17 protein-coding genes and 1 tRNA gene are annotated in these 24,922 nt (G+C 73.5%); 12 read left to right on the top strand and 6 right to left on the bottom strand.

The features are described 5' to 3' along the window. Positions 1-155 precede the first annotated feature (155 nt). Entirely contained in the window at positions 156-2,597 is a 2,442-nt protein-coding gene (locus tag ABT345_RS13830) for a DEAD/DEAH box helicase (RefSeq protein WP_486389285.1), read from the bottom strand. A 162-nt stretch (positions 2,598-2,759) separates the two neighbouring features. Here ABT345_RS13830 and bldG point away from each other — a divergent pair, with 162 nt between their 5' ends. From bldG to ABT345_RS13860, 6 genes are all read left to right on the top strand, one after another. Further along, positions 2,760-3,101, top strand: a complete 342-nt coding sequence (gene bldG, locus ABT345_RS13835; protein WP_150208987.1) for an anti-sigma factor antagonist BldG — start codon at positions 2,760-2,762, stop codon at positions 3,099-3,101. 109 nt (positions 3,102-3,210) lie between these two features. Then, complete coding sequence (locus ABT345_RS13840) at positions 3,211-3,630, top strand: ATP-binding protein (RefSeq protein ID WP_345077697.1); 420 nt, start codon at positions 3,211-3,213, stop codon at positions 3,628-3,630. 672 nt (positions 3,631-4,302) lie between these two features. Then, complete coding sequence (locus ABT345_RS13845) at positions 4,303-6,720, top strand: sodium-translocating pyrophosphatase (RefSeq protein WP_345077693.1); 2,418 nt, start codon at positions 4,303-4,305, stop codon at positions 6,718-6,720. 206 nt (positions 6,721-6,926) lie between these two features. Continuing rightward, a complete protein-coding gene (locus ABT345_RS13850) occupies positions 6,927-7,511 on the top strand; it encodes a small secreted protein (protein ID WP_345077690.1) in 585 nt (194 codons plus the stop codon). A 109-nt stretch (positions 7,512-7,620) separates the two neighbouring features. Further along, positions 7,621-9,168, top strand: a complete 1,548-nt coding sequence (locus ABT345_RS13855) for a DUF7059 domain-containing protein (RefSeq protein WP_425584413.1) — start codon at positions 7,621-7,623, stop codon at positions 9,166-9,168. A 314-nt stretch (positions 9,169-9,482) separates the two neighbouring features. Beyond that, on the top strand, positions 9,483-9,887 hold the full coding sequence (locus tag ABT345_RS13860; RefSeq protein WP_345077684.1) for a hypothetical protein: 405 nt from the start codon (positions 9,483-9,485) through the stop codon (positions 9,885-9,887). Between the two features lie 115 nt (positions 9,888-10,002). Here the strand turns inward: ABT345_RS13860 and ABT345_RS13865 are convergent, their stop codons facing one another. After that, entirely contained in the window at positions 10,003-10,449 is a 447-nt protein-coding gene (locus ABT345_RS13865) for a DUF2752 domain-containing protein (RefSeq protein ID WP_345077681.1), read from the bottom strand. A 61-nt stretch (positions 10,450-10,510) separates the two neighbouring features. Then, positions 10,511-11,293: a hypothetical protein gene (locus ABT345_RS13870; RefSeq protein ID WP_345077678.1), complete on the bottom strand. Its 783-nt coding sequence runs from the start codon at positions 11,291-11,293 to the stop codon at positions 10,511-10,513. 325 nt (positions 11,294-11,618) lie between these two features. On the opposite strand from ABT345_RS13870, the gene topA reads away from it, so the two are divergent. The 5 genes from topA to ABT345_RS13895 all read left to right on the top strand — a co-directional run bounded on the left by topA (position 11,619) and on the right by ABT345_RS13895 (position 21,598). Then, a complete protein-coding gene (gene topA, locus ABT345_RS13875; protein WP_345077675.1) occupies positions 11,619-14,486 on the top strand; it encodes a type I DNA topoisomerase in 2,868 nt (955 codons plus the stop codon). Between the two features lie 190 nt (positions 14,487-14,676). Further along, on the top strand, positions 14,677-17,904 hold the full coding sequence (gene tmk, locus ABT345_RS13880) for a dTMP kinase (protein WP_345077673.1): 3,228 nt from the start codon (positions 14,677-14,679) through the stop codon (positions 17,902-17,904). Between the two features lie 247 nt (positions 17,905-18,151). After that, positions 18,152-19,387, top strand: coding sequence for a DNA polymerase III subunit delta' (locus ABT345_RS13885; RefSeq protein ID WP_345077671.1), 1,236 nt, complete (start codon positions 18,152-18,154; stop codon positions 19,385-19,387). A gap of 461 nt (positions 19,388-19,848) precedes the next feature. Continuing rightward, positions 19,849-21,444 (top strand): alpha/beta hydrolase, encoded by a 1,596-nt coding sequence (locus tag ABT345_RS13890; RefSeq protein WP_345077669.1) that lies wholly within the window; start codon positions 19,849-19,851, stop codon positions 21,442-21,444. A gap of 80 nt (positions 21,445-21,524) precedes the next feature. Next, a tRNA-Thr gene (locus tag ABT345_RS13895) sits at positions 21,525-21,598 on the top strand. An 89-nt stretch (positions 21,599-21,687) separates the two neighbouring features. On the opposite strand, the gene ABT345_RS13900 is transcribed toward ABT345_RS13895, so the two are convergent. Continuing rightward, entirely contained in the window at positions 21,688-22,653 is a 966-nt protein-coding gene (locus ABT345_RS13900) for an SDR family NAD(P)-dependent oxidoreductase (protein WP_345077666.1), read from the bottom strand. A gap of 70 nt (positions 22,654-22,723) precedes the next feature. On the opposite strand from ABT345_RS13900, the gene ABT345_RS13905 reads away from it, so the two are divergent. Then, positions 22,724-23,170, top strand: a complete 447-nt coding sequence (locus tag ABT345_RS13905; protein ID WP_345077664.1) for a MerR family transcriptional regulator — start codon at positions 22,724-22,726, stop codon at positions 23,168-23,170. Between the two features lie 19 nt (positions 23,171-23,189). On the opposite strand, the gene ABT345_RS13910 is transcribed toward ABT345_RS13905, so the two are convergent. Together ABT345_RS13910 and ABT345_RS13915 are read right to left on the bottom strand one after the other, a co-directional pair. Continuing rightward, positions 23,190-23,588, bottom strand: a complete 399-nt coding sequence (locus ABT345_RS13910; RefSeq protein WP_345077662.1) for a hypothetical protein — start codon at positions 23,586-23,588, stop codon at positions 23,190-23,192. A gap of 112 nt (positions 23,589-23,700) precedes the next feature. Continuing rightward, complete coding sequence (locus tag ABT345_RS13915) at positions 23,701-24,894, bottom strand: sensor histidine kinase (protein WP_345077659.1); 1,194 nt, start codon at positions 24,892-24,894, stop codon at positions 23,701-23,703. Positions 24,895-24,922: the final 28 nt, after the last annotated feature.

Consider the following 24,922-nt stretch of genomic DNA (forward strand, 5'->3'; position numbering starts at 1 on the left):
GTCGTCACCGGGCCCGGCCCCGGAACGGCTGGGCCCCGGCTCCGGCCCCGCGCGCAGGCTCGCTCCGCCGTGAGGGCCACGAGGACCACGAGGACCACGAGGAGCCCGCCCCCGCCCCGCGCGCAGGTACCCCGCAAGCCGCAGCCCCGCCCCGGCTACCCGCCGCCTCCCGCCGCCTCGGATCCCTCCGATGCCGCCGCCCCCTCCGGCGCTCCGCGCAGCAGTTCCGTCAGGAGGCGGATCGCGCCGCGTTTGTGGAGCGGTTCGTTGCCGTTGCCGCACTTGGGGGACTGGATGCAGGACGGGCAGCCGGCCTCGCATTCGCAGGCGGCGATGGCGTCGCGGGTGGCCGTGAGCCAGTCGGCGGCCGTGTGGAAGGCACGCTCGGCGAAGCCGGCGCCGCCCGGGTGGCCGTCGTAGACGAAGACCGTGGGAAGGAGGGTGTCGGGATGCAGCGGTACGGAGACGCCGCCGATGTCCCAGCGGTCGCAGGTCGCGAAGAGCGGCAGCAGACCGATCGAGGCGTGCTCGGCGGCGTGCAGCGCACCGCCGAGCTGCTCGGGATTGACGCGGGCGGCGTCGAGCTGGTCCTCGGTCACCGTCCACCACACCGCGCGGGTCCGCAGCGTCCGCGGCGGCAGATCCAGCTTGCTCTCGCCCAGGACCTCACCGGTGACGAGCTTGCGCCGCAGGAAGGAGACCACCTGATTGGTGACCTCGACAGAGCCGAAGCACAACCGTCCCGCGCCCCAGGGCACCTCGGTCTCCGTTTCGAGGACGGAGATGGCCGTGGTGTCCCGGGCGGTCGTCGAGTACGGCGGATTCGCCTCCGAGACGAGCGCGACGTCGTCCGCCAGGTCGAGGCGCTCGACCACGTACGTACGGCCCTGGTGGAGGTGGACGGCGCCGTCATGGACCGTCGTGTGGGCCGCGGCCGCGTCCACCGTGCCGAGCAGCCGCCCCGTACCCGTCTCGACGATCTGCACCGGGGAGCCGCCCTGCCCGCGGATGTCGGTCAGATCGCAGGCGCGCTCGCGGCGCGTCCAGTGCCAGGCCCGGGCGCGCCGCCGCAGCAGGTTCGCCGCCTCCAGCTGCGGCATCAGAGAAGCCGTCGTGGGGCCGAAGAGGGGGAAATCCGCCTCGGTGAGCGGGATTTCCGCGGCGGCGGCGCACAGGTGCGGGGTGAGGACGTAGGGGTTGTCGGGGTCGAGCACCGTCGACTCGACCGGCTGGTCGAAGAGCGCCTCGGGATGGTGGACGAGATAGGTGTCCAGCGGATCGTCGCGGGCCACCAGCACCGCCAGCGCCCCCTGCCCCGCACGCCCGGCCCGTCCCGCCTGCTGCCACAGGGAAGCGCGGGTGCCCGGATAGCCGGCGATCAGCACGGCGTCCAGACCGGAGACGTCCACGCCCAGCTCCAGCGCGGTGGTGGCGGCGAGTCCGAGCAGTTCGCCGCCGTGCAGCGCCCGCTCCAGGGCGCGCCGCTCCTCGGGCAGATACCCGCCGCGGTACGCCGCGATCCGGGCGGGCAGCGTGCGGTCCACCTCGGCGAGCCGCTCCTGTGCGATCAGCGCGATCAGCTCGGCGCCCCGCCGGGACCGTACGAAGGCGACGCTGCGGACGCCCTGGACGGCCAGGTCGGTCAGGAGGTCGGCGGTCTCGGCGGTGGCGGTGCGGCGGACGGGCGCGCCCTGTTCACCGTGGAGTTCGGTCAGCGGCGGCTCCCACAGCGCGAAGACCGTCTCGCCGCGCGGCGAGGAGTCGTCCGTGATCTCCACCACGGGCAGTCCGGTGAGCCGGCCGGCGGCCTCGGCGGGCTCGGCGGCGGTCGCGGACGCGAGCAGGAAGACCGGTTCGGAGCCGTAGCGGGCGCACAGCCGCCGCAGCCGCCGGATGACCTGGGCGACGTGCGAGCCGAACACGCCGCGGTAGGTGTGGCACTCGTCGATGACGACATAGCGCAGCGCGCGCAGGAAGGAGGCCCAGCGCGGGTGCCCGGGGAGGATGCCGCGGTGCAGCATGTCCGGGTTGGTCAGCACGTAGTTCGCGTACTGGCGCACCCATTCGCGCTCCTCCACGGGGGTGTCGCCGTCGTAGACCGCCGGGCGGATCGCGTCGCCGAGCGGGGCGGCCAGCTCCCGTACGGCGCGTCGCTGATCGGCCGCGAGCGCCTTCGTGGGGGCGAGATAGAGCGCCGTGGCGCCGCGCCCGCCCACCGGTGGCGCGCCATCGCGCGGCAGCCGGCCCGTCGCGGTGGGCCGGGCGCCGTCCAGCAGGGTGGACAGCACCGGCGTCAGATAGGCGAGCGACTTGCCCGAGGCGGTGCCGGTCGCGATCACGACGGAGGTGCCGTTCAGCGCGTGCTCGGCGGTGACGGCCTGATGGGTCCAGGGGCGGTCGATCCCGGCGTCCCGGAGGGCGGCGATCACTTCCGGCCTGATCCGTTCCGGCCAGTCGGCATGGCTGCCCGGACGCGGGGGCAGGTGCTCCGTATGAGTGATGCGTGCAGCGCGGGTCGCGCCCCTGGCGAGACGGTCGAGAATGATGCCGGGGGAGGGGTTTGCGCCCGCATCCGTCGGGAGTCGATTGGAGGCCATCGGCACCGAGTCTGTCACCGGTGTGACGGACAATGCTGAAAGGGCGTCGTGCACGCCTGCTGGTAAGTGATTGAATGCCCTCGCGGCTGCCGATCCGTCCCCTACCTTCGGTGGGGAGGCCCCAGGGGGGCGACCGCTCGATAGCAAGGTGCTGGAGGATCCGTGGACCTGTCCCTGTCGACCCGGACCGTTGGCGACCGTACGGTCGTCGAGGTCGGTGGCGAGATTGATGTATACACCGCGCCCAAGCTGCGCGAGCAGCTGGTCGAGCTTGTGAACGACGGCAGCTACCACCTCGTGGTGGACATGGAGCGTGTCGACTTCCTGGACTCCACCGGGCTCGGCGTCCTGGTGGGCGGGCTCAAGCGTGTGCGTGCCCACGAGGGCTCGCTGCGCCTGGTCTGCAACCAGGAGCGCATTCTCAAGATCTTCCGAATCACCGGACTGACCAAGGTGTTCCCGATTCACACCTCGGTCGACGACGCCGTCGCAGCGACCGACTGACGGCTCCGCGGTGCCCGCGCCCAGGCGTGGGTGAGGAAGAAGTGTGGGGGGTACCGGGCGAAGCCGTCCGGCCCCCTGCGTTGCACGTCCGCAAATCGAGGGGGATGGCATGGCCACCGTCGAACTCCGTTTCAGCGCCCTGCCCGAGCACGTCCGGACCGCGCGTCTGGTCGCGGCCGCGGTGGCGAGGCGCGCCGGGGTGGACGAGGCCGTGCTGGACGAGGTGCGGCTCGCCGTCGGTGAGGCGTGCAGCCGGGCCGTCGGTCTGCATCTGGCGCACGGCATCGACGCGCCGGTCCATGTCGCCCTGATCGAGGACGAGAAGAAGTTCGCGATCGAGGTCGGCGACGACGTGCCGAGCGGCCCCGGGGAGCATGCGTCCGACGACGGCTCCGAGGGGGACGGCGAGGACGAGATGGGCCTCGCGGTCATCAGCGGGCTGGTCGACGACGTCGAGGTCACCTCCGGCGCGAACGGCGGCCTGATCCGCATGAGCTGGCCGACCGCTGCGGCCACAGCCGCCCCGTAGCACTCCGCGGCCGGACTCTTCGAGGCGGCGCTTCGGAGCGCTTGTCTATCTGCCTATCTGCCTCTCGGGCCGCTTCACGACCCGCCTTCCGGGCCGCCTGCCGGGCCATCTGCCGTCCACTCGCCGGGTCATCCGCTGCGCCGCTCTCCGGGGGCCTCGGTGGCTTCCGGTCCGTCCGGGGCTTGAGACGCGAGGTCTGCCCGCGCTCTGCCGTCATGTTCCGCGCCGCCGCAGGCGCGTTTCACCGCCCCGCACAGGCCCTCGTCGCCCTCCGCTGCACACCGGCGGCCGGCGCTTCGATCCAGCCGCAATCTGACGTGACGTCAGGCAGGGCTCCCCGTGTGCGAGGACGTCGTATCGGTGATCGGAGAAACGTTCCTTACGGCCGTGCGGAGGGGGAAGTAATGGTCTTCCGGGGCGGGAGTGGCGGCTTTGAGCAGCGGGGATCAGTAGGAAACTGAGATCATCGTTCAGTGGTCAGCGAATTAGCCGCTTTCCATCGTCCGGGCTAATTCTTCGGGCGCGGTCCTTTTGATCTTCCCGGCTGCGGCCGAATTCCGTTTCCGGCGCACTGTTTTGATGCCGTGCGGCTCCCTACAATCCGTCCACATCTTGCTCAGTTCGCCTGAGCGTGCTTGCGCGCGCCCATGTGCCAAACGTCAAGGAGGACGAATGGCGGGGCCATACACCCCTCAGTCGCTGAACTCCCCCTCCCTTCTCGCCGGACCATCGCTGACGGCGGGCAACCGCGGCATCGTGCTGGTGATCGCCGCCATCGCACTGGCGGCGCTGGTCGTCGCCGCGGTGCTGGTACGTCAGGTGCTCGCGGCCGGCGAGGGAACCGACAGTATGAAGAAGATCGCCGCGGCGGTGCAGGAAGGCGCGAAAGCGTACCTGGCACGGCAGTTGCGGACCCTCGGCGTATTCGCCGTGGTGGTCTTCTTCCTGCTCATGCTGCTGCCCGCGGACAATTGGACGCAGCGGGCGGGCCGCAGTGTGTTTTTCTTGATCGGCGCCGGATTCTCGGCGGCCACCGGCTATATCGGCATGTGGCTCGCCGTACGCAGCAATGTGCGGGTGGCGGCCGCGGCCCGGGAAGCCACTCCGGCCGCGGGCGGGAACGGCGACGGGATCGGGAAAAAGGATCTTACGGCGGTCTCGCACAAGGCCATGAAGATCGCTTTCCGTACGGGCGGCGTGGTCGGCATGTTCACCGTCGGCCTCGGCCTGCTCGGTGCGTCCTGCGTGGTGCTCGTCTACGCGGTCGACGCGCCCAAGGTGCTGGAGGGCTTCGGCCTGGGCGCCGCGCTGATCGCGATGTTCATGCGGGTCGGCGGCGGCATCTTCACCAAGGCCGCGGACGTCGGCGCGGACCTCGTCGGCAAGGTCGAGCAGGGCATTCCGGAGGACGACCCGCGCAACGCCGCGACCATCGCCGACAACGTGGGCGACAACGTCGGCGACTGCGCCGGAATGGCCGCCGACCTCTTCGAGTCGTACGCCGTGACGCTGGTCGCCGCCCTCATCCTCGGCATGGCGGCCTTCGGCGACGCCGGGCTGGCCTTCCCGCTGCTGGTGCCCGCGATCGGGGTGGTCACCGCGATGATCGGGATCTTCGTCGTGGCGCCGCGCCGCGCGGACCGCAGCGGGATGACCGCCATCAACCGCGGCTTCTTCATCTCCGCGACGATCTCGCTGATCCTGGTGGCGGCCGCGGCGTTCACCTACCTGCCGTCGACGTATCAGGGGCTGGCGGGCGTCACCGACCCGGAGATCCTGGGCCGGGCCGGTGACCCGCGGATCCTCGCGCTGGTCGCCGTCGCCATCGGCATCGTGCTGGCCGCGCTGATCCAGCAGCTCACCGGCTACTTCACCGAGACCGGCCGGCGGCCCGTCCAGGACATCGGCAAGACCTCGCTGACCGGCCCCGCGACCGTCGTGCTCTCCGGCATCTCGATCGGCCTGGAGTCGGCGGTCTACTCGGCGGTCCTGATCGGCCTCGCGGTCTACGGGGCGTTCCTGCTCGGCGGCGCCTCGATCATGCTGGCGCTGTTCGCCGTGGCGCTGGCCGGTACGGGGCTGCTCACCACCGTCGGCGTCATCGTCGCGATGGACACGTTCGGGCCGGTGTCGGACAACGCGCAGGGCATCGCCGAGATGTCCGGCGATGTCACCGGCGACGGCGCGCAGGTCCTCACCGACCTCGACGCCGTCGGCAACACCACCAAGGCGATCACCAAGGGCATCGCCATCGCGACGGCGGTGCTGGCCGCGGCCGCGCTGTTCGGTTCGTACCGCGATGCCCTCGCGACGGCGAAGCAGGCCGTCGGCAAGGCGGCGAGCGGGATGGGGCTGAGCCTGGACATCTCGCAGCCGAACAACCTGGTCGGGCTGGTCCTCGGCGCCTCCGTGGTCTTCCTCTTCTCGGGGCTGGCCATCAACGCGGTGTCCCGGTCGGCCGGTGCGGTCGTCTTCGAGGTGCGGCGGCAGTTCCGCGAGCGCCCGGGGATCATGAACCACACCGAACAGCCCGAGTACGGCCGGGTCGTCGACATCTGCACCAAGGACGCGCTGCGCGAACTGGCCACCCCGGGGCTGCTCGCCGTGCTCACCCCGATCGCGGTCGGCTTCGCCCTCGGCGTCGGCGCGCTCGGCTCGTTCCTCGCCGGCGCGATCGGCACGGGCACGCTGATGGCGGTGTTCCTGTCGAACTCCGGCGGCGCCTGGGACAACGCCAAGAAGCTCGTCGAGGACGGGCACTTCGGCGGCAAGGGCAGCGAGGCGCACGAGGCGACGGTCATCGGCGACACCGTGGGCGACCCCTTCAAGGACACCGCGGGACCGGCGATCAACCCGCTGCTCAAGGTCATGAACCTGGTGGCGCTGCTGATCGCCCCGGCGGTCGTGAAGTTCAGCTTCGGCGCCGACAAGAACATCGGGGTGCGCATCGGCGCCGCGGCGCTCGCCCTGCTGATCATCGTCGGCGCGGTGTACGTCTCCAAGCGGCGCGGTATCGCCGTGGGTGACGAAGACAACTCCCAGAAGTCCGCGAAGGCCGCCGAGACCGCGAAGACGGTCGCCGCGTCCTGACGGGGAAAGCGTCTTTGACGGCGTGACAGACGGGTGGCGGGTGCTCGGGGAGGGCGCCCGCCACCCGTCGTCTTACGAGTGCGGAAGGCCTCACCTTCCTTGGTGCAAATGGCTTCAATGCGGTACGTAGCGGATGGCCCGCTCGCAGGCCAGGCCCTTTGGCCGTGTATGTTCCGGGGCCGAGAGCCATGGAAGGGACCGATCCGGTGAACAAGAAGCTTGTGGCCGCGCTGTCCGGCGGTGCGGCACTGATGCTCGCGCTGACCGGGTGCAGCGACGACAGCAGCAAGAAGCTCGACGACTGGGCCAAGACGTTCTGCGACCCCGCGCAGGCCCAGTTCAAGAAGATTCAGGATGCCAACGCCGCGATGCAGACGGCCGATGACGGCACCACGGACTCCAAGAAGGTCCAGCAGACCGACTCGGCGGCCTTCCAGAAGATCTCCGACGCCTACAAGTCCCTCGCCTCCTCCCTGAGCAAGGCGGGCCCCCCGCCGAGCGACAACGGCGAGGCGGCCCAGAAGGACGCGGTCAAGGAGCTCAACGCCCTCTCCAAGGGGTACGCGGACCTCAAGAAGCAGGTCGACGGCCTGGACACCGGCGACAAGTTGAAGTTCGCCGACGGGCTGCGCGACCTCTCCAACGGCATCAACAAGCTGAACAAGCAGAGCGAGGCCGCCTTCAAGAAGCTGGAGTCCGGCGACGTCGGCAAGGCGATGGCCGGTCAGAAGGGCTGCCAGAGCCAGAACGCGCCCGCCTCCCCCTCGGGCGAGGCGTCCAAGAAGTCGTAGCCGGCGGGCCGTTTCGCGGCCCGTACCCGGAACCGGTCCACGGCCCGGCGCCGCGCCCGCGAGGCGCGCGGCGCCGGGCCGTCGCCGATTGTCGGTGGCGGGGTCGACAATGGACGGCGTGAGTACGCACCTCCCCACCACAGATGTCCGCGACGCCGAGAGCCGCGCCCGCACCGACCGGATGCGCGCCGCGCTGCTCGCCGCCGACTTCACCGCCGACGGCCTGCTGGAGCTGCTGGGCGCGCCCGCCTACGCCGCGCTGGCCCGCAGCGAGACGGTGCCCGCGCTGCGCGCCACCCGGGGCGAGAGTCCGCTGGAGACGCTGGTGCGGCTCTTCCTCCTCCAGCGCCCGGAGCCGCGCGCCCGCGCCGAGGCGGCGCTGCCGGTGGCGGACTGCCTCGCGGACGGCTGGCTCGTCCAGGACGGCGACGAGGTGCGCGCCCAGGTGGACGTCCGCCCGTACGGCGGTCCCGAGGGGCAGGACTGGTGGGTCGTCTCCGACCTGGGCTGCGCGGTCGGCGGCGCGGGCGGCATCCGCGGCGCCGGGCAGGTGGACCGCTCCGCGCTGGTGCTGGGCGTCGGCGGCGCGTCCACGACGCTCGCCGGGATCACCGTCCCCACGCCCGTGGGCCGGGCGCTCGACCTCGGCACGGGCTCCGGCATCCAGGCGCTGCACGCCTCCCGGCACGCCACCCACGTCACGGCGACGGACCTCAACCCCCGGGCGCTGCGGATCGCCGCCCTGACGCTGGCGCTCTCCGGTGCGGCCCCCGCCGAGCTGCGCGAGGGCTCGCTCTTCGAGCCGGTCGGCGAGGAGAAGTACGACCTCGTCGTCTCCAACCCGCCGTTCGTGATCTCGCCCGGCGCCCGGCTGACGTACCGCGACGGCGGGATGGGCGGCGACGACCTGTGCCGCACCCTGGTGCAGCAGGCCGCCGCGCATCTCAACGACGGCGGGTACTGCCAGCTGCTGGCCAACTGGCAGCACGTCGAGGGCGAGGAGTGGACCGACCGGGTGCGCTCGTGGGTGCCGCGCGGCTGCGACGCCTGGGTGGTCCAGCGCGAGGTGCAGGACATCACCCAGTACGCCGAGCTGTGGCTGCGGGACGGCGGCGACCACCGGACCTCCCCCGAGGAGTACGCCGCGCGGTACGACGCCTGGCTGGACGAGTTCGAGGCGCGCGGCACCAAGGCCGTCGGCTTCGGCTGGATCACGCTGCGCAAGTCCGGTGCGGACGATCCGTCGGTCATCGTCGAGGAGTGGCCGCACCCGGTGGAGCAGCCGCTGGGCGAGACCGTCGTCGGGCACTTCGCGCGCCAGGACTATCTGCGCCGGACGGACGACGCGGCGCTGCTCGCCGGGCACTTCCGGCTGGCCGGCGAGGTGGTGCAGGAGCAGGTCGGGCTGCCGGGCGCGGAGGACCCGGAGCATGTGGTGCTGCGGCAGAACCGCGGGATGCGGCGCGCCACCAAGGTGGACACGGTCGGTGCCGGGTTCGCCGGGGTCTGCGACGGCTCGCTGCCGGCGGGCCGGATCCTGGACGCCATCGCCCAACTCATGGGCGAGGACCCGGTGTTGCTGCGCGACCGCACGCCGGAGGCGATCCGGATGCTGGTGGAGCAGGGGTTCCTGGAGCCGGTGGGGACGGATGGCTGAGGGGGCGCGGGGCTGACGGGTCCGGGGGCGCGGCGAGGGTGAGGCGCGCCCGGCGGTGAGGTGCGCCGGGTGCTCGGCGTGGCCGTGGCGGGAGGGTGCGCCCGGTGCCGCCGCCCCGCGTTCCGGTGTCGCCCGCCGAGGGGTCGGATCCGGCCAAATCGGAAGAGACGCCGAATTCGGGAGGCGGCGGGGGAACCCGGCCGCCTCTTCCGCCCCTCACTCGGGATGAGGACGGGCGGGGGCGCCGGGCAGGCGACGGGCCTCCGCCGTGAGTCCGGTTGTCGGATCCATCAGCCCAGCCAGTGAGGACTGTCATGAACCGAGCACTCCGTTTGACCGCCGTCAGCGTGATCACCGCCTCCCTGCTCGTCGGGGGAGGGGCCGCCGCGTTCGCCGCGCCCGCCCAGCTGCACTCGCCCACCCCCGTCTCGGCGACGGCACCGGCCACGGCGTCGCTCACCGCCAAGGCGAGCGTCTCCTCCGCGGGCGCGTGGGAGGAGTTCCGCATCACGGGCACCTCGCACGGCATCGCGGCGGGCACCAAGGTCACCGTCCAGCAGAAGCAGGGCACCCGCTGGGTCTCGCTGCCCGCGCAGACCCCGGTGAACGCCACAGGCGCCTACTCGGTGCGCGTCAAGCTCGGCATCAAGGGCGTGAACCACCTGCGGATGGCCGTGAACACCACCGTCTCGCCCGAGCTCACGGTCACGGTGCGCTGACGCGGCTGCCGTATGCCCACGGTGCCGTCGCCGCGGCCGGTCGTCCCTCGGGCACGGCCGGCCGCGGCGACGGCCGGCGGATGCGGCCCGACCGCTCAGCCCACGGGATTGCGGATCAGCCCACGAGGTTGCGGACGAGCATCCACGCCATCGCGATGCCCAGGACCGCGGCGCCCGCGCGGCTCGACAGGCGCAGGCGGTAGCGGCGGCCGCGCAGCCCGGTGATCAGCCAGCGTCCGACGGCGTAGCCGGCGGCCGGTACGCCCAGGACGAGCACGGCGGCGTTGTCGTGGAACGCCGCCACGACGTCGGCGTGCAGCAGGTCGTACGCGAGGCGGGTGCCGCCGCACAGCGGGCAGAGCAGGCCGGTCGCCCACCGGAGCGGGCAGCCGGGGAGCAGATGACCCGGCTCGTGCGGGTTGGTGTGCCAGAGGTAGACGGCGCCCGCCGCGCCGATGCCGAGGCCCAGGGCCGCGCGGCGGAGCGTGGCTGCGCGGATGCCGGGGCCGTCCGGCTCTCCGGACGGTCCGGCGGGGTGCGGTACGGGGCCGGTGGCGGTCATGCCACCGGCTCACAGGACAAGGAACCGCAGGTCACGGGCGTGCCTGTCGCGGGCCGACCGGTCACAGGCTCAGCGACCTGGCGTGGTTGACCTGGTTCAGCACGTACATGACCTGCTCCCGGGACTGCACGGGGACCATCGTGGCGTGATGACGTCCGCCACTGGCCACCGTGACCTGCACGAAGCCGGTGGTCACCCGCTCCTTCATGAGCAGGAAGAGCAGTCCGAGCAGGCAGAAAAAGAAGAAGACGATGCCCAGGACGATCGCGTGCGTCGGGATCTTCTCCTCGGTGCGCGACATGTCCGTGGCGGTCCAGATCGCGCCCTTCAGCGGCATCGGCCCGGACGGCGTCATGATCGTGTCGCCGCTGATCGCGATGTCGCCGATGGAGAAGGCGACCCCGGCGCCCGGCTGCGGCCCCGGCGCGAAGCCGCCGCCGGGCGGCGGGAAGCCCGGCGCGCCCTGCGGCTGCGGCGGAGCGACCGGCGGAGCGGTCGGCGAGGCCGGGGGTGTGGCGCCGCCCGGGTAGCCGTACCCGGACTGCGGCGCGGCCTGCGGGTAGCCGTAACCGGGCTGCCCGGGGCCGCCACCCTGCGGATATCCGTACGGGGACGCGGCCGGTGCGGCACCGGGCTGCGGCGGTGTGGCGGGCTGCGGCGGAACCCCGGGCGCCGCACCGGGCCCGGCCGCGGCCGCACCCGGCGCGCCCGCCGCGTCCCCCTGCGGCTTCGCGAGCGGATCGGCCTTCGCCGACGGGTCCGGCGCGGCGGGCGGGGCCGGTGGCGCCGGCGTGGCGTACGGGTTGGGTTCGTCCTGGGGAGGGCCGGGATGCTGGTTCGCCATGAGTGATCTGTCCCCCGAGTGTGCGTGCTGGCGGCGGCGGGCGGTCCGTAAGAGGAGCCGTACCCGGTCATCCTGCCAGTAGGCCGCCGTACGGAGCCCGGCCGCCGGACATCGCGACGGCACACCGGCGCCGCCGGGGAAAACGGTCCGGGCGGCAGGAAGGCATGTAGTCGGGTTACCGTTCGAGTGGCGTTGCGGGGATTTTCCGTTTGACACGGGGGCGGGAGGTACCGTCACACTCCGCAGCGTCAAGCGACACCGCAGTGTCCGCCTCCAGCGCTATCGCCTGGAGGTATCCAGGCGTCGACCGGAGAGAAGAGCCAAGTTGTCCCCGACCAGCGAGACCGCAGAGGGCGGCGGCCGCCGCCTCGTCATCGTCGAGTCGCCCGCCAAGGCGAAGACGATCAAGGGCTATCTCGGCCCCGGATACGTGGTCGAGGCCAGTGTCGGGCACATCCGTGACCTCCCCAACGGCGCCGCCGAGGTGCCGACGAAGTACAAGGGCGAGCCGTGGGCCCGCCTCGGCGTGAACGTTGACGCCGACTTCCAGCCCATCTACGTCGTCAACAGCGACAAGAAGGACCAGGTCAAGAAGCTCAAGCAGCTGCTGGCCGAGTCCGACGAACTCTTCCTCGCCACCGATGAGGACCGCGAGGGCGAGGCCATCGCCTGGCATCTCCAGGAGATCCTCAAGCCCAAGGTCCCCGTCCACCGCATGGTCTTCCACGAGATCACCAAGGACGCCATCCGCGACGCCGTGGCGCACCCCCGCGAGCTGAACAAGAAGCTCGTCGACGCCCAGGAGACCCGCCGCATCCTCGACCGCCTCTACGGCTACGAGGTCTCGCCGGTCCTGTGGAAGAAGGTCATGCCGCGGCTGTCGGCGGGCCGGGTGCAGTCCGTCGCCACCCGTCTCGTCGTCGAGCGCGAGCGCGAGCGCATCGCCTTCCGCTCCGCCGAGTACTGGGACCTGACCGGCACCTTCGCCACCGGCCGGGCCGGTGACAGCTCCGATCCGTCGACGCTGACCGCCCGCCTCGCCACCGTCGACGGCCGCCGCATCGCGCAGGGCCGCGACTTCGGCGCCGACGGCCGGCTCAAGAGCGACGCGGTGCTCCACCTCGACGAGGCGAACGCCCGCGCGCTGGCCGCCGCCCTCGCCGAGACCGCCTTCGCGGTGCGCTCCGTCGAGTCCAAGCCGTACCGCCGCTCCCCGTACGCGCCGTTCAGGACGACCACCCTCCAGCAGGAGGCGAGCCGCAAGCTCGGGTTCGGCGCCAAGGCGACGATGCAGGTGGCCCAGAAGCTGTACGAGAACGGCTTCATCACCTATATGCGTACGGACTCCACGACGCTCTCCGACACCGCGATCTCCGCCGCCCGTGCGCAGGTCACGCAGCTCTACGGCGCCGATTACCTGCCGGAGAAGCCGCGCAGCTACGCCGGGAAGGTCAAGAACGCGCAGGAGGCGCACGAGGCGATCCGCCCCTCCGGCGACCGCTTCCGCACCCCGGCCGAGACGGGCCTGACCGGCGACCAGTTCCGGCTGTACGAGCTGATCTGGAAGCGGACCGTCGCCTCCCAGATGAAGGACGCGACCGGTAACTCCGTCACCGTCAAGATCGGTGGCCGTGCCGCCGACGGGCGGGACGCCGAGTTCACCGCGTCCGGCAAGACCATCACCTTCCACGGCTTCCTCAAGGCGTACGTCGAGGGCGCCGACGACCCCAACGCCGAGCTGGACGACCGCGAGCGCCGGCTGCCGCAGGTCGCCGAGGGCGACGCGCTGGGCGCCCGGGAGATCACCGCCGACGGCCACGCCACCAAGCCCCCGGCCCGCTACACCGAGGCGACGCTGGTCAAGGAGCTGGAGGAGCGGGAGATCGGCCGTCCGTCGACGTACGCGTCGATCATCGGCACGATCCTGGACCGCGGCTACGTCTTCAAGAAGGGCACCGCGCTCGTCCCGTCCTTCCTCTCCTTCGCCGTGGTCAACCTGCTGGAGAAGCACTTCGGGCGGCTCGTCGACTACGACTTCACCGCCCGGATGGAGGGCGACCTCGACCGCATCGCCCGCGGTGAGGCGCAGTCCGTGCCGTGGCTGCGGCGCTTCTACTTCGGCGAGGGCGGCGAGGACAGCGCCTCCGGCGCCGCCTCGGACGCCGGCAACGGCGACGGCGACCACCTCGGCGGCCTCAAGGAGCTGGTCACCGACCTCGGCGCGATCGACGCCCGGGAGATCTCGTCGTTCCCCGTCAGCGACGACATCAAGCTGCGGGTCGGCCGCTACGGCCCGTACGTCGAGCGGGGCGAGAAGGACGCCGAGGGCCATCAGCGCGCCGATGTGCCGGACGACCTCGCGCCCGACGAGCTGACCGTGGAGCTGGCCGAGGAGCTGCTGGCCAAGCCCAGCGGCGACTTCGAGCTGGGCACCGACCCCGAAAGCGGCCACCAGATCGTCGCCAAGGACGGCCGGTACGGCCCGTACGTCACCGAGATCCTGCCCGAGGGCACCCCGAAGACCGGCAAGAACGCCGTGAAGCCGCGGACCGCCTCGCTCTTCAAGTCGATGTCGCTGGACACCGTGACCCTCGCGGACGCGCTCAAGCTGATGTCGCTGCCGCGCGTCGTCGGCGCGGACGCCGAGGGCGTGGAGATCACCGCGCAGAACGGCCGCTACGGCCCGTACCTGAAGAAGGGCACCGACTCGCGCTCGCTGGAGAGCGAGGAGCAGCTGTTCACGATCACGCTGGAGGAGGCGCTGGCGATCTACGCCCAGCCCAAGCAGCGTGGCCGGGCCGCCGCCAAGCCGCCGCTGAAGGAGCTGGGCACCGACCCGGTCAGCGGCAAGCCGGTGGTGGTCAAGGACGGCCGGTTCGGCGCGTACGTCACCGACGGCGAGACCAACGCGACGCTGCGCCGCGACGACGACGTCGAGACGATCACGGCGGAGCGCGGCTACGAGCTGCTGGCCGAGAAGCGCGCCAAGGGCCCGGCGAAGAAGAAGACCGCCAAGAAGGCTCCGGCGAAGAAGGCGGCCAAGAAGGCGCCCGCGAAGAAGGCGGCGGCGAAGAAGACCGCGGCCAAGAAGACCACGGCGGCGAAGAAGACCACCGCCGCGAAGAAGACGGCGGCGGCCAAGACGACCGCGGCGAAGAAGACCGCCGTGGCCGAGGCGCCCGGCGAGGAGTGAGCGGCGGGGGCGGCGGGCACGGTCCGCCGCCCCCGCCGTAACCCGGCGCGCGGCCGCATACCGCGCGCCCTCGAAGCGGCCGTCGCGCCGTACGAGGACAAGGGCGGGCAAGGCGGGCGGTGGCCCGTCGGGCCCGCCCCTTTGTTCGGGCGGGGCCCGCAGGCGGACGGCCTGCCGATAGGCTGGGCGGATGACGCGTGCCGAGCAGCCAACGGCCCAGACCCCCACTTCAGGCGCCCTTGCCGCGGATTCCCGCGAGCGCGCCGTACGAGCCCTGTTGCGCTTCCCCCCACTGAAGCGACTGTGGAGCGCCCAGTTCGTCGGGGCCATCGGTGATGCCCTGTCCATGCTGGTCCTCGTCCTTCTCGCCCTCCAGGCGGCGCTGTACGTGCCGCTGGGAGGCCAGGCCGTGTTCGGCGGCGGCTACCGGGGCGCGGCCCTCGCGGTCACCGTGGTCTTCGCGGCCCGGATGCTGGCGACCCTGCTCTTCGGGGCGGTCCTGCTGGGCCCGCTGTCGGCGCTGACCGCGCCCTCCGGGCCGCTCGACCGCCGCTGGACGATGATCGTCGCCGATGTCGTCCGGGTCGCGCTGCTGGTCGTCGCGCCTTTGTGGCTGGACTGGACGCGGGCGAACGCGCTCGCCTGGCTGCTGGTCACGGTGTTCCTGACCGGCGTCGCCGAGCGCTTTTGGACCGTCGCCCGGGAGAGCGCGGCGCCGGGGCTGCTGCCCGCGCCGCCGCCCGAGGGCGCCACCGTCCGGCCGCTGCCCGACAACATGGCCGCGCTGCGGCGGCTGTCGCTGCGCACCACCTTCGTCTCGCTGCCGCTCGCCGCCGCCGCGCTCGTCGTCGTCACGCTCATCGGCAAGCTGCTGGGCGCCGGCGTGGCGTGGTTCGACAGCCACCAGGCCGCCCTCGGCTCCTATGTGGCGGCCGGTCTGTTCGCCGCGTCCGTGTCGGTCCTGTACTTCATCGAGCTGCCCGGTGGCGCAACGCCCCGGCCGCGCTCCCCGCTGGAGGGGCTGCGCCGCCCGAAGGCCGCCGGCGCGGACAAGGGCCGCACCGGCACCGCCCCGCTGCTGGTGCTCGCCTGCGCCTCGGTCGCCGCGGCCCTCGCCGCCGCGGTCTCCCTCACCGTGCTGCACTCCGCCGACCTGGGCGGCGGCCCGGTCCTCTTCGCGCTCCTGGTGCTGGTGCTGACCGGCGGCCCGGTCGCCGGCATCCGCGGCGCCCGCCGGGTGCTGCCCGCGCTCTCCCGCCGCCGTCTGCTGGCCCTCGCGGTCGCCGCGACGGGCCTGGCGCTGCTGGTCATGGGCCTGGTGACGGACGCGACGACCGCGGTGCTGCTGGCGCTGGTCGCCGGCGTGGCCGCCGGGATCGCCGCCAACACCGGCCACGTCCTGCTGGAGCAGGAGGCCGAGGAGAGCGACCACGCCCGGATCACCGGGCAGCTGCACGCCGTCGTCCGGCTCGCGGTCGCGGTGGCCGCGATCGTCGCGCCGCTGCTGGCCGCGGTCATCGGCCCGCACCGGGTCGGGAGCGGCACGTTCGCCTTCGACCACGGCGGCGCCGCGTTCGCGCTGATGCTGGTCGGCGCGCTGCTGCTGCCGGTCGCCGCCTGGGTCCTCGGCAAGGTCGACGACCGTCACGGGGTGCCGCTGCGGCGCGATCTGCGCGAGGCGCTGCGCGGCGGCGACCCGGCGCAGGCGCCCGCGCCCACCGGCTTCTTCATCGCCCTGGAGGGCGGCGACGGCGCGGGCAAGTCCACGCAGGTCGAGGCGCTCGCGGAGTGGATCCGCGCCAAGGGCCACGAGGTCGTGGTGACCCGCGAGCCGGGCGCGACGGCCATCGGCAAGCGGCTGCGCTCGATCATCCTGGACGTCTCCACCTCCGGCCTGTCGGACCGCGCCGAGGCGCTGATGTTCGCCGCCGACCGCGCCGAGCACGTCAACAGCGTCATCCGCCCCGCCCTGGAGCGCGGCGCCGTCGTCATCACCGACCGGTACATCGACTCGTCCGTCGCCTACCAGGGCGCCGGCCGCAACCTCGCGCCCACCGAGATCGCCCGGATCTCCCGCTGGGCCACCGACGGCCTGGTGCCGCATCTGACGGTGCTGCTGGACGTCACCCCCGAGACCGCGCGGGAACGGTTCACCGAGGCGCCGGACCGGATGGAGTCGGAGCCCGCGGAGTTCCACGAGCGGGTCCGCGCCGGGTTCCTGACCCTGGCCGCCGCCGACCCGGCCCGCTACCTCGTCGTCGACGCCGGCCAGGAGCCGGAGGCCGTCACCACCGTCGTACGCCACCGCCTCGACCAGGTGCTGCCGCTGTCGGCGGCCGAGGTCAAGGCGCAGGAGGAGGCGCGCAAGGCGGCCGAGGAGGAGGCCCGGCGCAAGGCCGAGGAGGAGGCCGCGCGCAAGGCCGAGGAGGAGCGCCTGGAGCGCGAGCGCCAGGAGCAGCTGGCGAAGCTGCGCGCCGAGGAGGAGGAGCGCAAGCGCCGCGAGGCCGAGGAGGCCAAGGCCCGCGAGGAGGCCCGGCTGGCCGAGGAGGCCCGGCAGCGCGCCGAGGAGGCGCGGCTCGCGGCGGAGGCGGAGCGCCGGCGCCGCGAGGCCGAGGAGCGGGCCCGCGCCGAGGAGCAGGAGCGGCTGCGGCTGCGTGCCGCGGAGGAGGCCCGGCTGCGCGCCGAGGCGGAGGAGCGCCGCAAGGAGAAGCAGCGCAAGGCCGAGGAGGCGCTGCTCCGCGCCGAACAGGCCCGGATCGCGGCGGCCGAGGCGGCTGCCGCGGCCGAGGCGAAGGCGGCTGCGCAGGCCCGGGCCGCGGCCGAGGCCGCCGACGCGCCGACGACGGAGACGCCCGTCGCCGATCTGCGGAAGCGGACGGCGCACGAGGGCGGTACGTCGACGGGCTCGTCGGCCGAGCCGTCCGGCTCCGGCCCGGACCGGGGCGCGCGTCCCGGCTCCGGCGACGGCTCCGCCACGGACTCGGCCGGCGACGCCGACAACGAGCGGACCGCCGCGCTGCCGCTGCCCGGTGCGGCGGACGAGACGGCGGTGCTGCCGCGCGCCACGTTCGACCCGGACTCCGAGGAGACCAGCGTCCTCCCGGCGGTCCGCCCCGAGGAGCGCGGCGCGGCCCCCGAGGACCGGGTGCCGTCCTGGCTCTTCCGGGACGAGGAGCGCGGCGGCGCGCACACCACCGCGCGCGAGCACCCGGCGCCCGCCGAGTCCGGCGCCGAGCGCACCCGCGAGCTGCCGCAGCTGGACCCGGAGACCGGCCGCCCGGTCGAGCCCCCGCAGCGCACCCGGCGCCGCCCGGAGTGGGCGGAGGAGACCCCGCTGGACGATCTGCCGACCCTCTCCGACGAGCTGTTCGGCCGCCGCTCCGAGGACGGCGACGACCGCCGGGGCCGCCGCGGCTGACCCCTCCCACCGCCGCCGGCGCCCGTGGCCCGCAGCCTCACCGCTGCGGGCCGCGGGCGTTTCGCGTACCGGGGCGGGCGGCGGCCCGGACCGGATTGTCGGTGGGGTGCACCACAATGGAACGAGCGCGGGCCCGGCGGCGCGTGCGGCGGCAGCCGCACCCCGGCGCGGTGGCGCACGACCAGCAGGTACGGAGGCCGCGACCGGCGGCCCCGGGCGCGGAGCGGGAGAGGGACGGCGGTCAGCGATGGCGGTATGGGACGACGTGGTCGGCCAGGAGCGGGTGACGCAGGAACTCGCCGCGGCCGCACGGGACGCGGACGCCCTCGTCTCCGCCGAGCAGGCCCCCGCCGCGCCCGGTGAGCCGGCCGCCGCGGAGCCCGGGGGCGCCTCCCGGATGACGCACGCCTGGCTCTTCACCGGCCCGCCCGGCTCGGGCCGCTCCACCGCCGCCCGCGCCTTCGCCGCCGCCCTGCAATGTGTCTCCCCGGACCGCGCGCTGGGCGGCGCCCCCGGCTGCGGCTTCTGCGACGGCTGCCACACCACCCTCGTCGGCACCCACGCCGACGTCGAGATCGTCCGTACGGATCTGCTCTCCATCGGCGTGAAGGAGACCCGCGACCTGGTGCGCCGGGCGTCGCTCTCGCCGGCGGGCGGCCGCTGGCAGGTGATCGTCCTGGAGGACGCCGACCGCCTCACCGAAGGCGCCGGAAACGTCCTGCTCAAGGCCGTCGAGGAGCCCGCGCCCCGCACCGTCTGGCTGCTCTGCGCCCCCTCCATCGAGGACGTCCTGCCGACCATCCGCTCCCGGTGCCGCCACCTCTCGCTCCGTACGCCGTCGGTCGACGCGGTCGCCGATGTCCTGGTGCGCCGCGACGGCATCGAGCCGGCTGCCGCGGCGGCCGCCGCCCGCGCCACCCAGGGGCACATCGGCCGGGCCCGCCGCCTCGCCACCGACGAGCGGGCCCGCGCCCGCCGGGCCGCGGTCCTCAAGCTGCCGCTGCGCATCGACGACATCGGCGGCTGCCTCAAGGCCGCCCAGGAGCTGATCGACGCTGCCGGGGAGGACGCCAAGCAGGTCGCGGAGGAGGTCGACACCAAGGAGACCGAGGAGCTGCGGGCCGCCCTCGGCGCGGCCGCGGGCACCGGCGGCCGGCTGCCGCGCGGCACCGCGGGCGTGATGAAGGAGCTCCAGGACCGCCAGAAGCGCCGTGCCACCCGCACCCAGCGCGACAGCCTCGACCTCGCCCTGGTCGACCTCACCGGCTTCTACCGCGACGTCCTCACCCTCCAGCTCGGCGCCCCCGTCCCGCTCGCCAACGACGAGGTCCGCGACAGCCTCGACCGCATCGCCCGCGCCTCGACGCCGGTCCGCACCCTGCGCCGGATAGAGGCGATCATCGCCTGCCGGGAGGCGCTGGACCGCAACGTCGCGCCCCTGCTGGCGGTCGAGGCGATGACGGCGGCGCTGCGGGCGGGGTGAGGGGCGGGGCGCTCTTTCGGCCCGGTTCCGGTCCTGGGGCCGGGGTCGGCGCGCGGGCCGGCAGCCGTAGCCGGGTGGCGTCGGCCGTCCCGGCGCGGTGAACCGACCCGTACGCTCCGCCTGAGCCGGACACCGGCCGGGGGAGCGGTGCGCGCCGAGCCGGGCAACGCCACATCCGCAGCCCTCAGCCCCCGGCGAGGAAATCGCCAGGCCCGGATCCCCGGACTCCCCGAGCCGCAGAAGGCCACCGCCACGTCCACTCCCCCCGACGTACAGCACACACCGCCCTCGCCCCGCTACCCTCCGTTCATAAGATTTCGGGCACCGCGCCCATACCCCGCACCGGCCACCGACCCCGGCACCACGCCCGGCCACCCATCCGACGGGCGCGGCGCCGCCCCGTACCGCCAGCACTTCGTACTCCGTACGCCCACAGGGCCCACAGGGACAAGGGACCGCCCATGGCCACCAGCCGTCTGTTCCGTATCTCCGCCGCCTTCTTCGCGGCCACCGCGCTGCTGATCTCCGGCTGTTCCTCGGGACCGTCGTCCACCCCCGGCGCGGCCGGCCCGGGGCGCGGCGAGGACGCCGACGCGTCCGGGGCCGGCCGCGCCCCCAAGTCCGCCCTCGCCCCGCTGCCCACCGCCGTCCCCGCCGACCTGCGGCAGTACTACGACCAGAAGCTCAGCTGGCACGCGTGCGGCGTCAGCGGCTTCGAGTGCGCCACGATGAAGGCGCCGCTGGACTACGAGCGGCCAGGCGCCGGCGGCGACCTCAAGCTCGCCGTCGCCCGGAAGAAGGCCACCGGCCCCGGCAAGCGCATCGGCTCCCTGATGGTCAACCCCGGCGGCCCGGGCGGCTCCGCGATCGACTACCTCCAGCAGTACGCCCCGGAGCCCGCCGCCGTCCGCGCCCGCTACGACATGGTGGCGATGGACCCGCGCGGTGTGGCCCGCAGCGCACCGGTGGAGTGCCTCTCCGACAAGGAGATGGACCGCTTCACCCAGACCGACCAGACGCCCGACGACGCCGCCGAGGTCACCGAACTCGCCAACGCCTACCGGAAGTTCGCCAAGGGCTGCGAGGCGCGCTCCGGCAAGCTCCTGCCGCATGTCTCCACCGTCGAGGCGGCCCGCGACATGGACGTCCTGCGCGCCGTCCTCGGTGACCGGAAGCTGTACTACGTCGGCGCCTCGTACGGCACCTTCCTCGGCGCGACGTACGCCGGGCTGTACCCGTCCCACGTCGGCCGGGTGGTGCTGGACGGCGCGATGGACCCCTCGCTCGGCCCCCGCCAGGTCAACATCGAGCAGACCGCCGGCTTCAACACCGCCTTCACCGCCTTCGCCAAGGACTGCGTCGAACACTCCGACTGCCCGCTCGGCACGAAGAGCGCCGAGGACGCCGGCAAGCGGCTCTCCGCCCTGTTCAAGAAGGTGGACGCGCATCCGCTCCCCACCGGCGAGGACCGCCACCTCACCGAATCGCTCGCCACCACCGGCGTGATCGCCGCGATGTACGACGAGAAGGCGTGGCCGGTCCTGCGTGAGTACCTCGCCCAGGCGGAGAAGGGCGACGGCCGCGGCCTGCTGACCCTCTCCGACAGCTACTACGAGCGCGATCCGGACGGCCACTACGCCAACCAGATGTACGCCAACCCCGCCGTGAACTGCCTCGACCTGCCCCCGGCGTACACCTCGCCCGACCAGGTCCGCGCCGACCTGCCGCGCTTCCGCAAGGCGTCCCCGGTCTTCGGTGACGAGTTCGCCTGGGCCTCCCTGAACTGCGCGTACTGGCCGGTCAAGCCCACCGGCGCCCCCGAACGCATCGAGGCCAAGGGCGCCGCCCCCATCGTCGTCGTCGGCACCACCCGCGACCCCGCCACCCCCTACGCCTGGGCCAAGGGCCTCGCCGACCAGCTCTCCAGCGCCACCCTGCTGACGTACGAGGGCGACGGCCACACCGCCTACGGCCGCGGCAGCAGCTGCATCGACAAGGCCGTCAACACCTACCTCCTCGACGGCACCGTCCCCCCGAAGAACAAGCGCTGCACCTGACCCCGCCCCCACCCTCTGACCAGCCCGTCAACCGAGTACGAAGCACCCCTCCGGCATGTGTAGACTGGGCCGCGCACCACGCCGCCTTAGCTCAGTCGGCCAGAGCGACGCACTCGTAATGCGTAGGTCAAGGGTTCGATTCCCTTAGGCGGCTCAGATGGGGACCCCAGGTCACATGCATTGTGACCTGGGGTTTTCTGATGTTTGGGGGAGCGGGCCACGCGGGGCCGCCCATCGGTGTGGCTAGGCCCCCGCTGGTCCGAAAGCGTCCACCCCGGTGAGTTCGGCCGAGAGGGTCCACAGGCGGGCGGCTTGGGACGGGGCGAGGGCGTGGTCGCGTACGCCGGACCAGGCCTCGTTGCTCGTGGTGGGGGCCGCGAGGTCGCAGTCCTCGCAGTAGGCGCCGCCGTGGTCCGTGAGGAGGGGGGAGGTCGCCGCCCACACCGCGGTCGCGGCGCCCTGTTCGGGGGTTTTGAAGCCGGGGTGGATCACGTTGCCGTGGGTGTCGATCCAGCCCTTGGCGATCATGTCGGGCCGGGAGAGGTGGCGTTGCAGCGGGGTGATGATGGCGCCCGGGTGCAGGGAGTACGCGCGGATGCCGGCGTCGCGGCCCAGGGTGTTCAGGTGCATGGCGAACAGGGCGTTGGCGGTCTTCGCCTGGCCGTACGCCAGCCACCGGTCGTAGCCCCGGGTGAAGTGCACGTCGTCCCAGCGCATCGCCGAGAGCTGGTGGCCCGCGGAGGAGACGGCGACCACGCGTGCGCCGGGCCTCAGCGCGGGACGGAGGCGGTTGACGAGGGCGTAGTGGCCGAGGTGGTTGACGGCGAACTGTGCTTCCCAGCCGGGGCCGGTGCGGGTCTCCGGACAGGCCATGATCCCGGCGTTGTTGATGACGAGGTCGGCGGGGCGGCCCGAGGCGAGGAAGCGCTCGGCGAAGCGGCGGACGCTGTCCTGGTCGGCGAGGTCCAGCTCGTCGACCTCGGCGCCGTCGATCGCGGCGAGGGCCTGCTCGGCGGGGGCGCGGCGGCGGGCCGGGACGACGACGCGCGCGCCGGCGCGGGCGAGGGCGCGGGTCGTCTCCAGGCCCAGGCCCGAGTAGCCGCCGGTGACGATCGCGAGCTTTCCGGAGAGGTCGGTGCCGCGCAGGACGTCGTCGGCCGTGCTGCGGGCGCCGAACCCCGATCCGATGGTGTGCTGAGGTGTTCCCATGGCCCGGACGCTAGGAGCTGGACCGCGGTCCAGGTCAACGCCTTACGGCCGTGGGCCTTACGATCCCCGCATGGACGGCGTCGCGAGGGAGTTGACCATCGGGCAGGTCGCGGAGCGCACCGGTCTGAGCGTCGATGCGCTGCGGCTCTACGAGCGGGAGGGGCTGCTCGTCGACGAGGTGCGGCGCAATGCGAGCGGCCGCCGCGTCTACCGCGAGTGGGAGGTGGAGTGGCTGCTCCACTGCACGAAGTTCCGTGCCTCCGGTATGCCGCTGGCCACCATCCGGAGCTTCGCCGCCCTCGTCCGCAGCGGTCCGGGCAACGAGAAGGACCGGCTGGCGATCCTCCGCCGGCACCAGCAGCAGGTCACCGCGCAGATCGCCGAACTCACCGGCTGTCTGGACCTGATCACCCGTAAGGTCGCGGCCTACGAGGAGCATGTGGCGCGCGGCGCCGGCGATCCCTGGGCCGGTTCCGTGCCGTCCGGCGGGGAGTCCGGCGCGGCCGGACGTTCCTGACGGGCGCCGGGCGTCCCGGTCAGCGCCGGCCCTCCAGGGCCGTGACGCCGTCCTTGGTCACGGTGATCCCCTTGGGGACCTCGACCCTGAACTTGGCGTCGCAGAAGGCGATGCCGCTGCACCCGGAGTCGATGTCGAGGGTGTCGCCCTTCAGGCGCCACACCAGGTGCTCGGTGCCGGCGGCGGCGTCGAACCAGCGGGTGACCTTGATGTCCCTGCGGTCGGTGGCGACGACCTTGGTGGCGACCTCATGGGTGGTCAGCTTCAGGGTGCTGCCGTTGTAGGGGAAGGTCTTCGACGCCGGGGTGGCCTTCGAGGCGTCCACGGAGCAGCCGGACAGGCCGAGGACGGCGGTGACGGCCACCGCCGCGGTGGCGAGGAGCGCGGCGGGCCGTTTCGCGGGGGTGGCTGAGAACATCGGTTCCTCCTGGGGGACGAGCGGTGCGCCCCCGGTGGGGAGGCGACGTGGCGTGTCCCTGGACGGTGCCGGATGCGGGGCCCCGGCACATCTGCCGATCGGCAGATATCGCTCAGCCGGAGCCGGTGCCGGGGCCGGAGCCGGGCGCCGGCAGCAGGCAGTGCACCCGCCAGCCGGGGCCGTGCGGGCCCGCCGTCAGCGTCCCGCCGAGTGCGGCGACCCGTTCGTCCAGGCCCGCAAGGCCCGTGCCGCCGCCGCGCCGGGCGGCCGCGGGCGCCGTGGGGGCCGCGTGGTTCACCACGGAGACCGCCACGGCGGGGGCGGCGGTCCGGGCCACGGCTATCTCGATCCGGCCGGTCCCGGGCGCATGGCGCCGTACGTTCGTCAGCGCCTCGAGGACCACCCGGTACGCGGTGTCCCCGGCCTCCGGCAAGAGGACGTCCGGTGCGTCGCCGGGCAGCGACAGGGTGACCTCGGCGGGGGACATCGCGGCGAAGCGGTCGACGAGTTCGGGCAGGTCGGCCAGGCCGTGGCGGCGGGTGGGCGGCGGCTGTGACGGGTGGTGGCCGGCGCCGCGCAGGGCGGTCACCGTACGGTCCATGGAGTCCAGCGCCCGCAGTCCGGCCGCCTCGACGCGCTCCAGCAGGGCGTGGTGCTCCTCGTGGACCGGGTCGGCGGTGAACCGTGCCGCCTGGGCTTCCAGGACGATGCCGGTGATCTCGTGGGCGACGAAGTCGTGGAGATCGCGGGCGACTTCGAGGCGCTGCTCACGGCGGGCCAGCGCCACGGCGTGCGCCCGGCGGTGGTCGAGGGTGCGCAGATACAGCCCGATGCCCGCCGCGACGGCCGCCGGGAAGAGCGCGAGCGCGGCGGCGACCACCGATTCCTTCGGGCCGGTGGCGGGCGCGTGCAGGGTGAGGCGGAGCGGCAGCAGGACCGCGGCGGCGCCGGTCACCGCGGCGACCAGGGCCATCCGGGGCCCGGGCACCCGGCGAACCACCCGCTCCAGCAGGACCAGCAGGGCGAGCGTCTCGAACGGGTACCACAGCAGCATCAGGCCCGGTGTGCCGAAGCCGCCCACGTCCACGGCGAGGGAGAGCGCCGCCACCGCTCCGGCGGCGTGCGCCAGCGAGACGCGCCCGCGGGGCCAGGCCGCGAGCGCCGCGGCCAGCGCCAGCGCGGCCATGACCGCGAAGGCGGCCGCGCCCGGCGGGTTCAGGGCGGCGGGGGCGAGCGCCGCCGCCGCGGCCGCCCCCGCCCACCACCCTCGGCGCCGCCGCTGCCGGGGAGAGATGCCGTGGTCCATGGGGGGAGGCTACGGAGCTTTCGCGGGC

The sequence above is a fragment of the Streptomyces sp. NPDC000404 genome, from assembly GCF_040300365.1.
Taxonomy (GTDB): domain Bacteria; phylum Actinomycetota; class Actinomycetes; order Streptomycetales; family Streptomycetaceae; genus Streptomyces; species Streptomyces ramulosus.

What these genes read in the sequence shown, in the direction of transcription:
- ABT345_RS13830 (WP_486389285.1), bottom strand. Translation starts at nt 2,597, where the DNA reads ATGGCCTCCAATCGACTCCCGACGGATGCGGGCGCAAACCCCTCCCCC.
- ABT345_RS13840 (WP_345077697.1), top strand. Translation starts at nt 3,211, where the DNA reads ATGGCCACCGTCGAACTCCGTTTCAGCGCCCTGCCCGAGCACGTCCGG.
- ABT345_RS13845 (WP_345077693.1), top strand. Translation starts at nt 4,303, where the DNA reads ATGGCGGGGCCATACACCCCTCAGTCGCTGAACTCCCCCTCCCTTCTC.
- ABT345_RS13855 (WP_425584413.1), top strand. Translation starts at nt 7,621, where the DNA reads ATGGACGGCGTGAGTACGCACCTCCCCACCACAGATGTCCGCGACGCC.
- ABT345_RS13860 (WP_345077684.1), top strand. Translation starts at nt 9,483, where the DNA reads ATGAACCGAGCACTCCGTTTGACCGCCGTCAGCGTGATCACCGCCTCC.
- ABT345_RS13865 (WP_345077681.1), bottom strand. Translation starts at nt 10,449, where the DNA reads ATGACCGCCACCGGCCCCGTACCGCACCCCGCCGGACCGTCCGGAGAG.
- ABT345_RS13870 (WP_345077678.1), bottom strand. Translation starts at nt 11,293, where the DNA reads ATGGCGAACCAGCATCCCGGCCCTCCCCAGGACGAACCCAACCCGTAC.
- tmk (WP_345077673.1), top strand. Translation starts at nt 14,677, where the DNA reads ATGACGCGTGCCGAGCAGCCAACGGCCCAGACCCCCACTTCAGGCGCC.
- ABT345_RS13885 (WP_345077671.1), top strand. Translation starts at nt 18,152, where the DNA reads ATGGCGGTATGGGACGACGTGGTCGGCCAGGAGCGGGTGACGCAGGAA.
- ABT345_RS13890 (WP_345077669.1), top strand. Translation starts at nt 19,849, where the DNA reads ATGGCCACCAGCCGTCTGTTCCGTATCTCCGCCGCCTTCTTCGCGGCC.
- ABT345_RS13900 (WP_345077666.1), bottom strand. Translation starts at nt 22,653, where the DNA reads ATGGGAACACCTCAGCACACCATCGGATCGGGGTTCGGCGCCCGCAGC.
- ABT345_RS13905 (WP_345077664.1), top strand. Translation starts at nt 22,724, where the DNA reads ATGGACGGCGTCGCGAGGGAGTTGACCATCGGGCAGGTCGCGGAGCGC.
- ABT345_RS13910 (WP_345077662.1), bottom strand. Translation starts at nt 23,588, where the DNA reads ATGTTCTCAGCCACCCCCGCGAAACGGCCCGCCGCGCTCCTCGCCACC.
- ABT345_RS13915 (WP_345077659.1), bottom strand. Translation starts at nt 24,894, where the DNA reads ATGGACCACGGCATCTCTCCCCGGCAGCGGCGGCGCCGAGGGTGGTGG.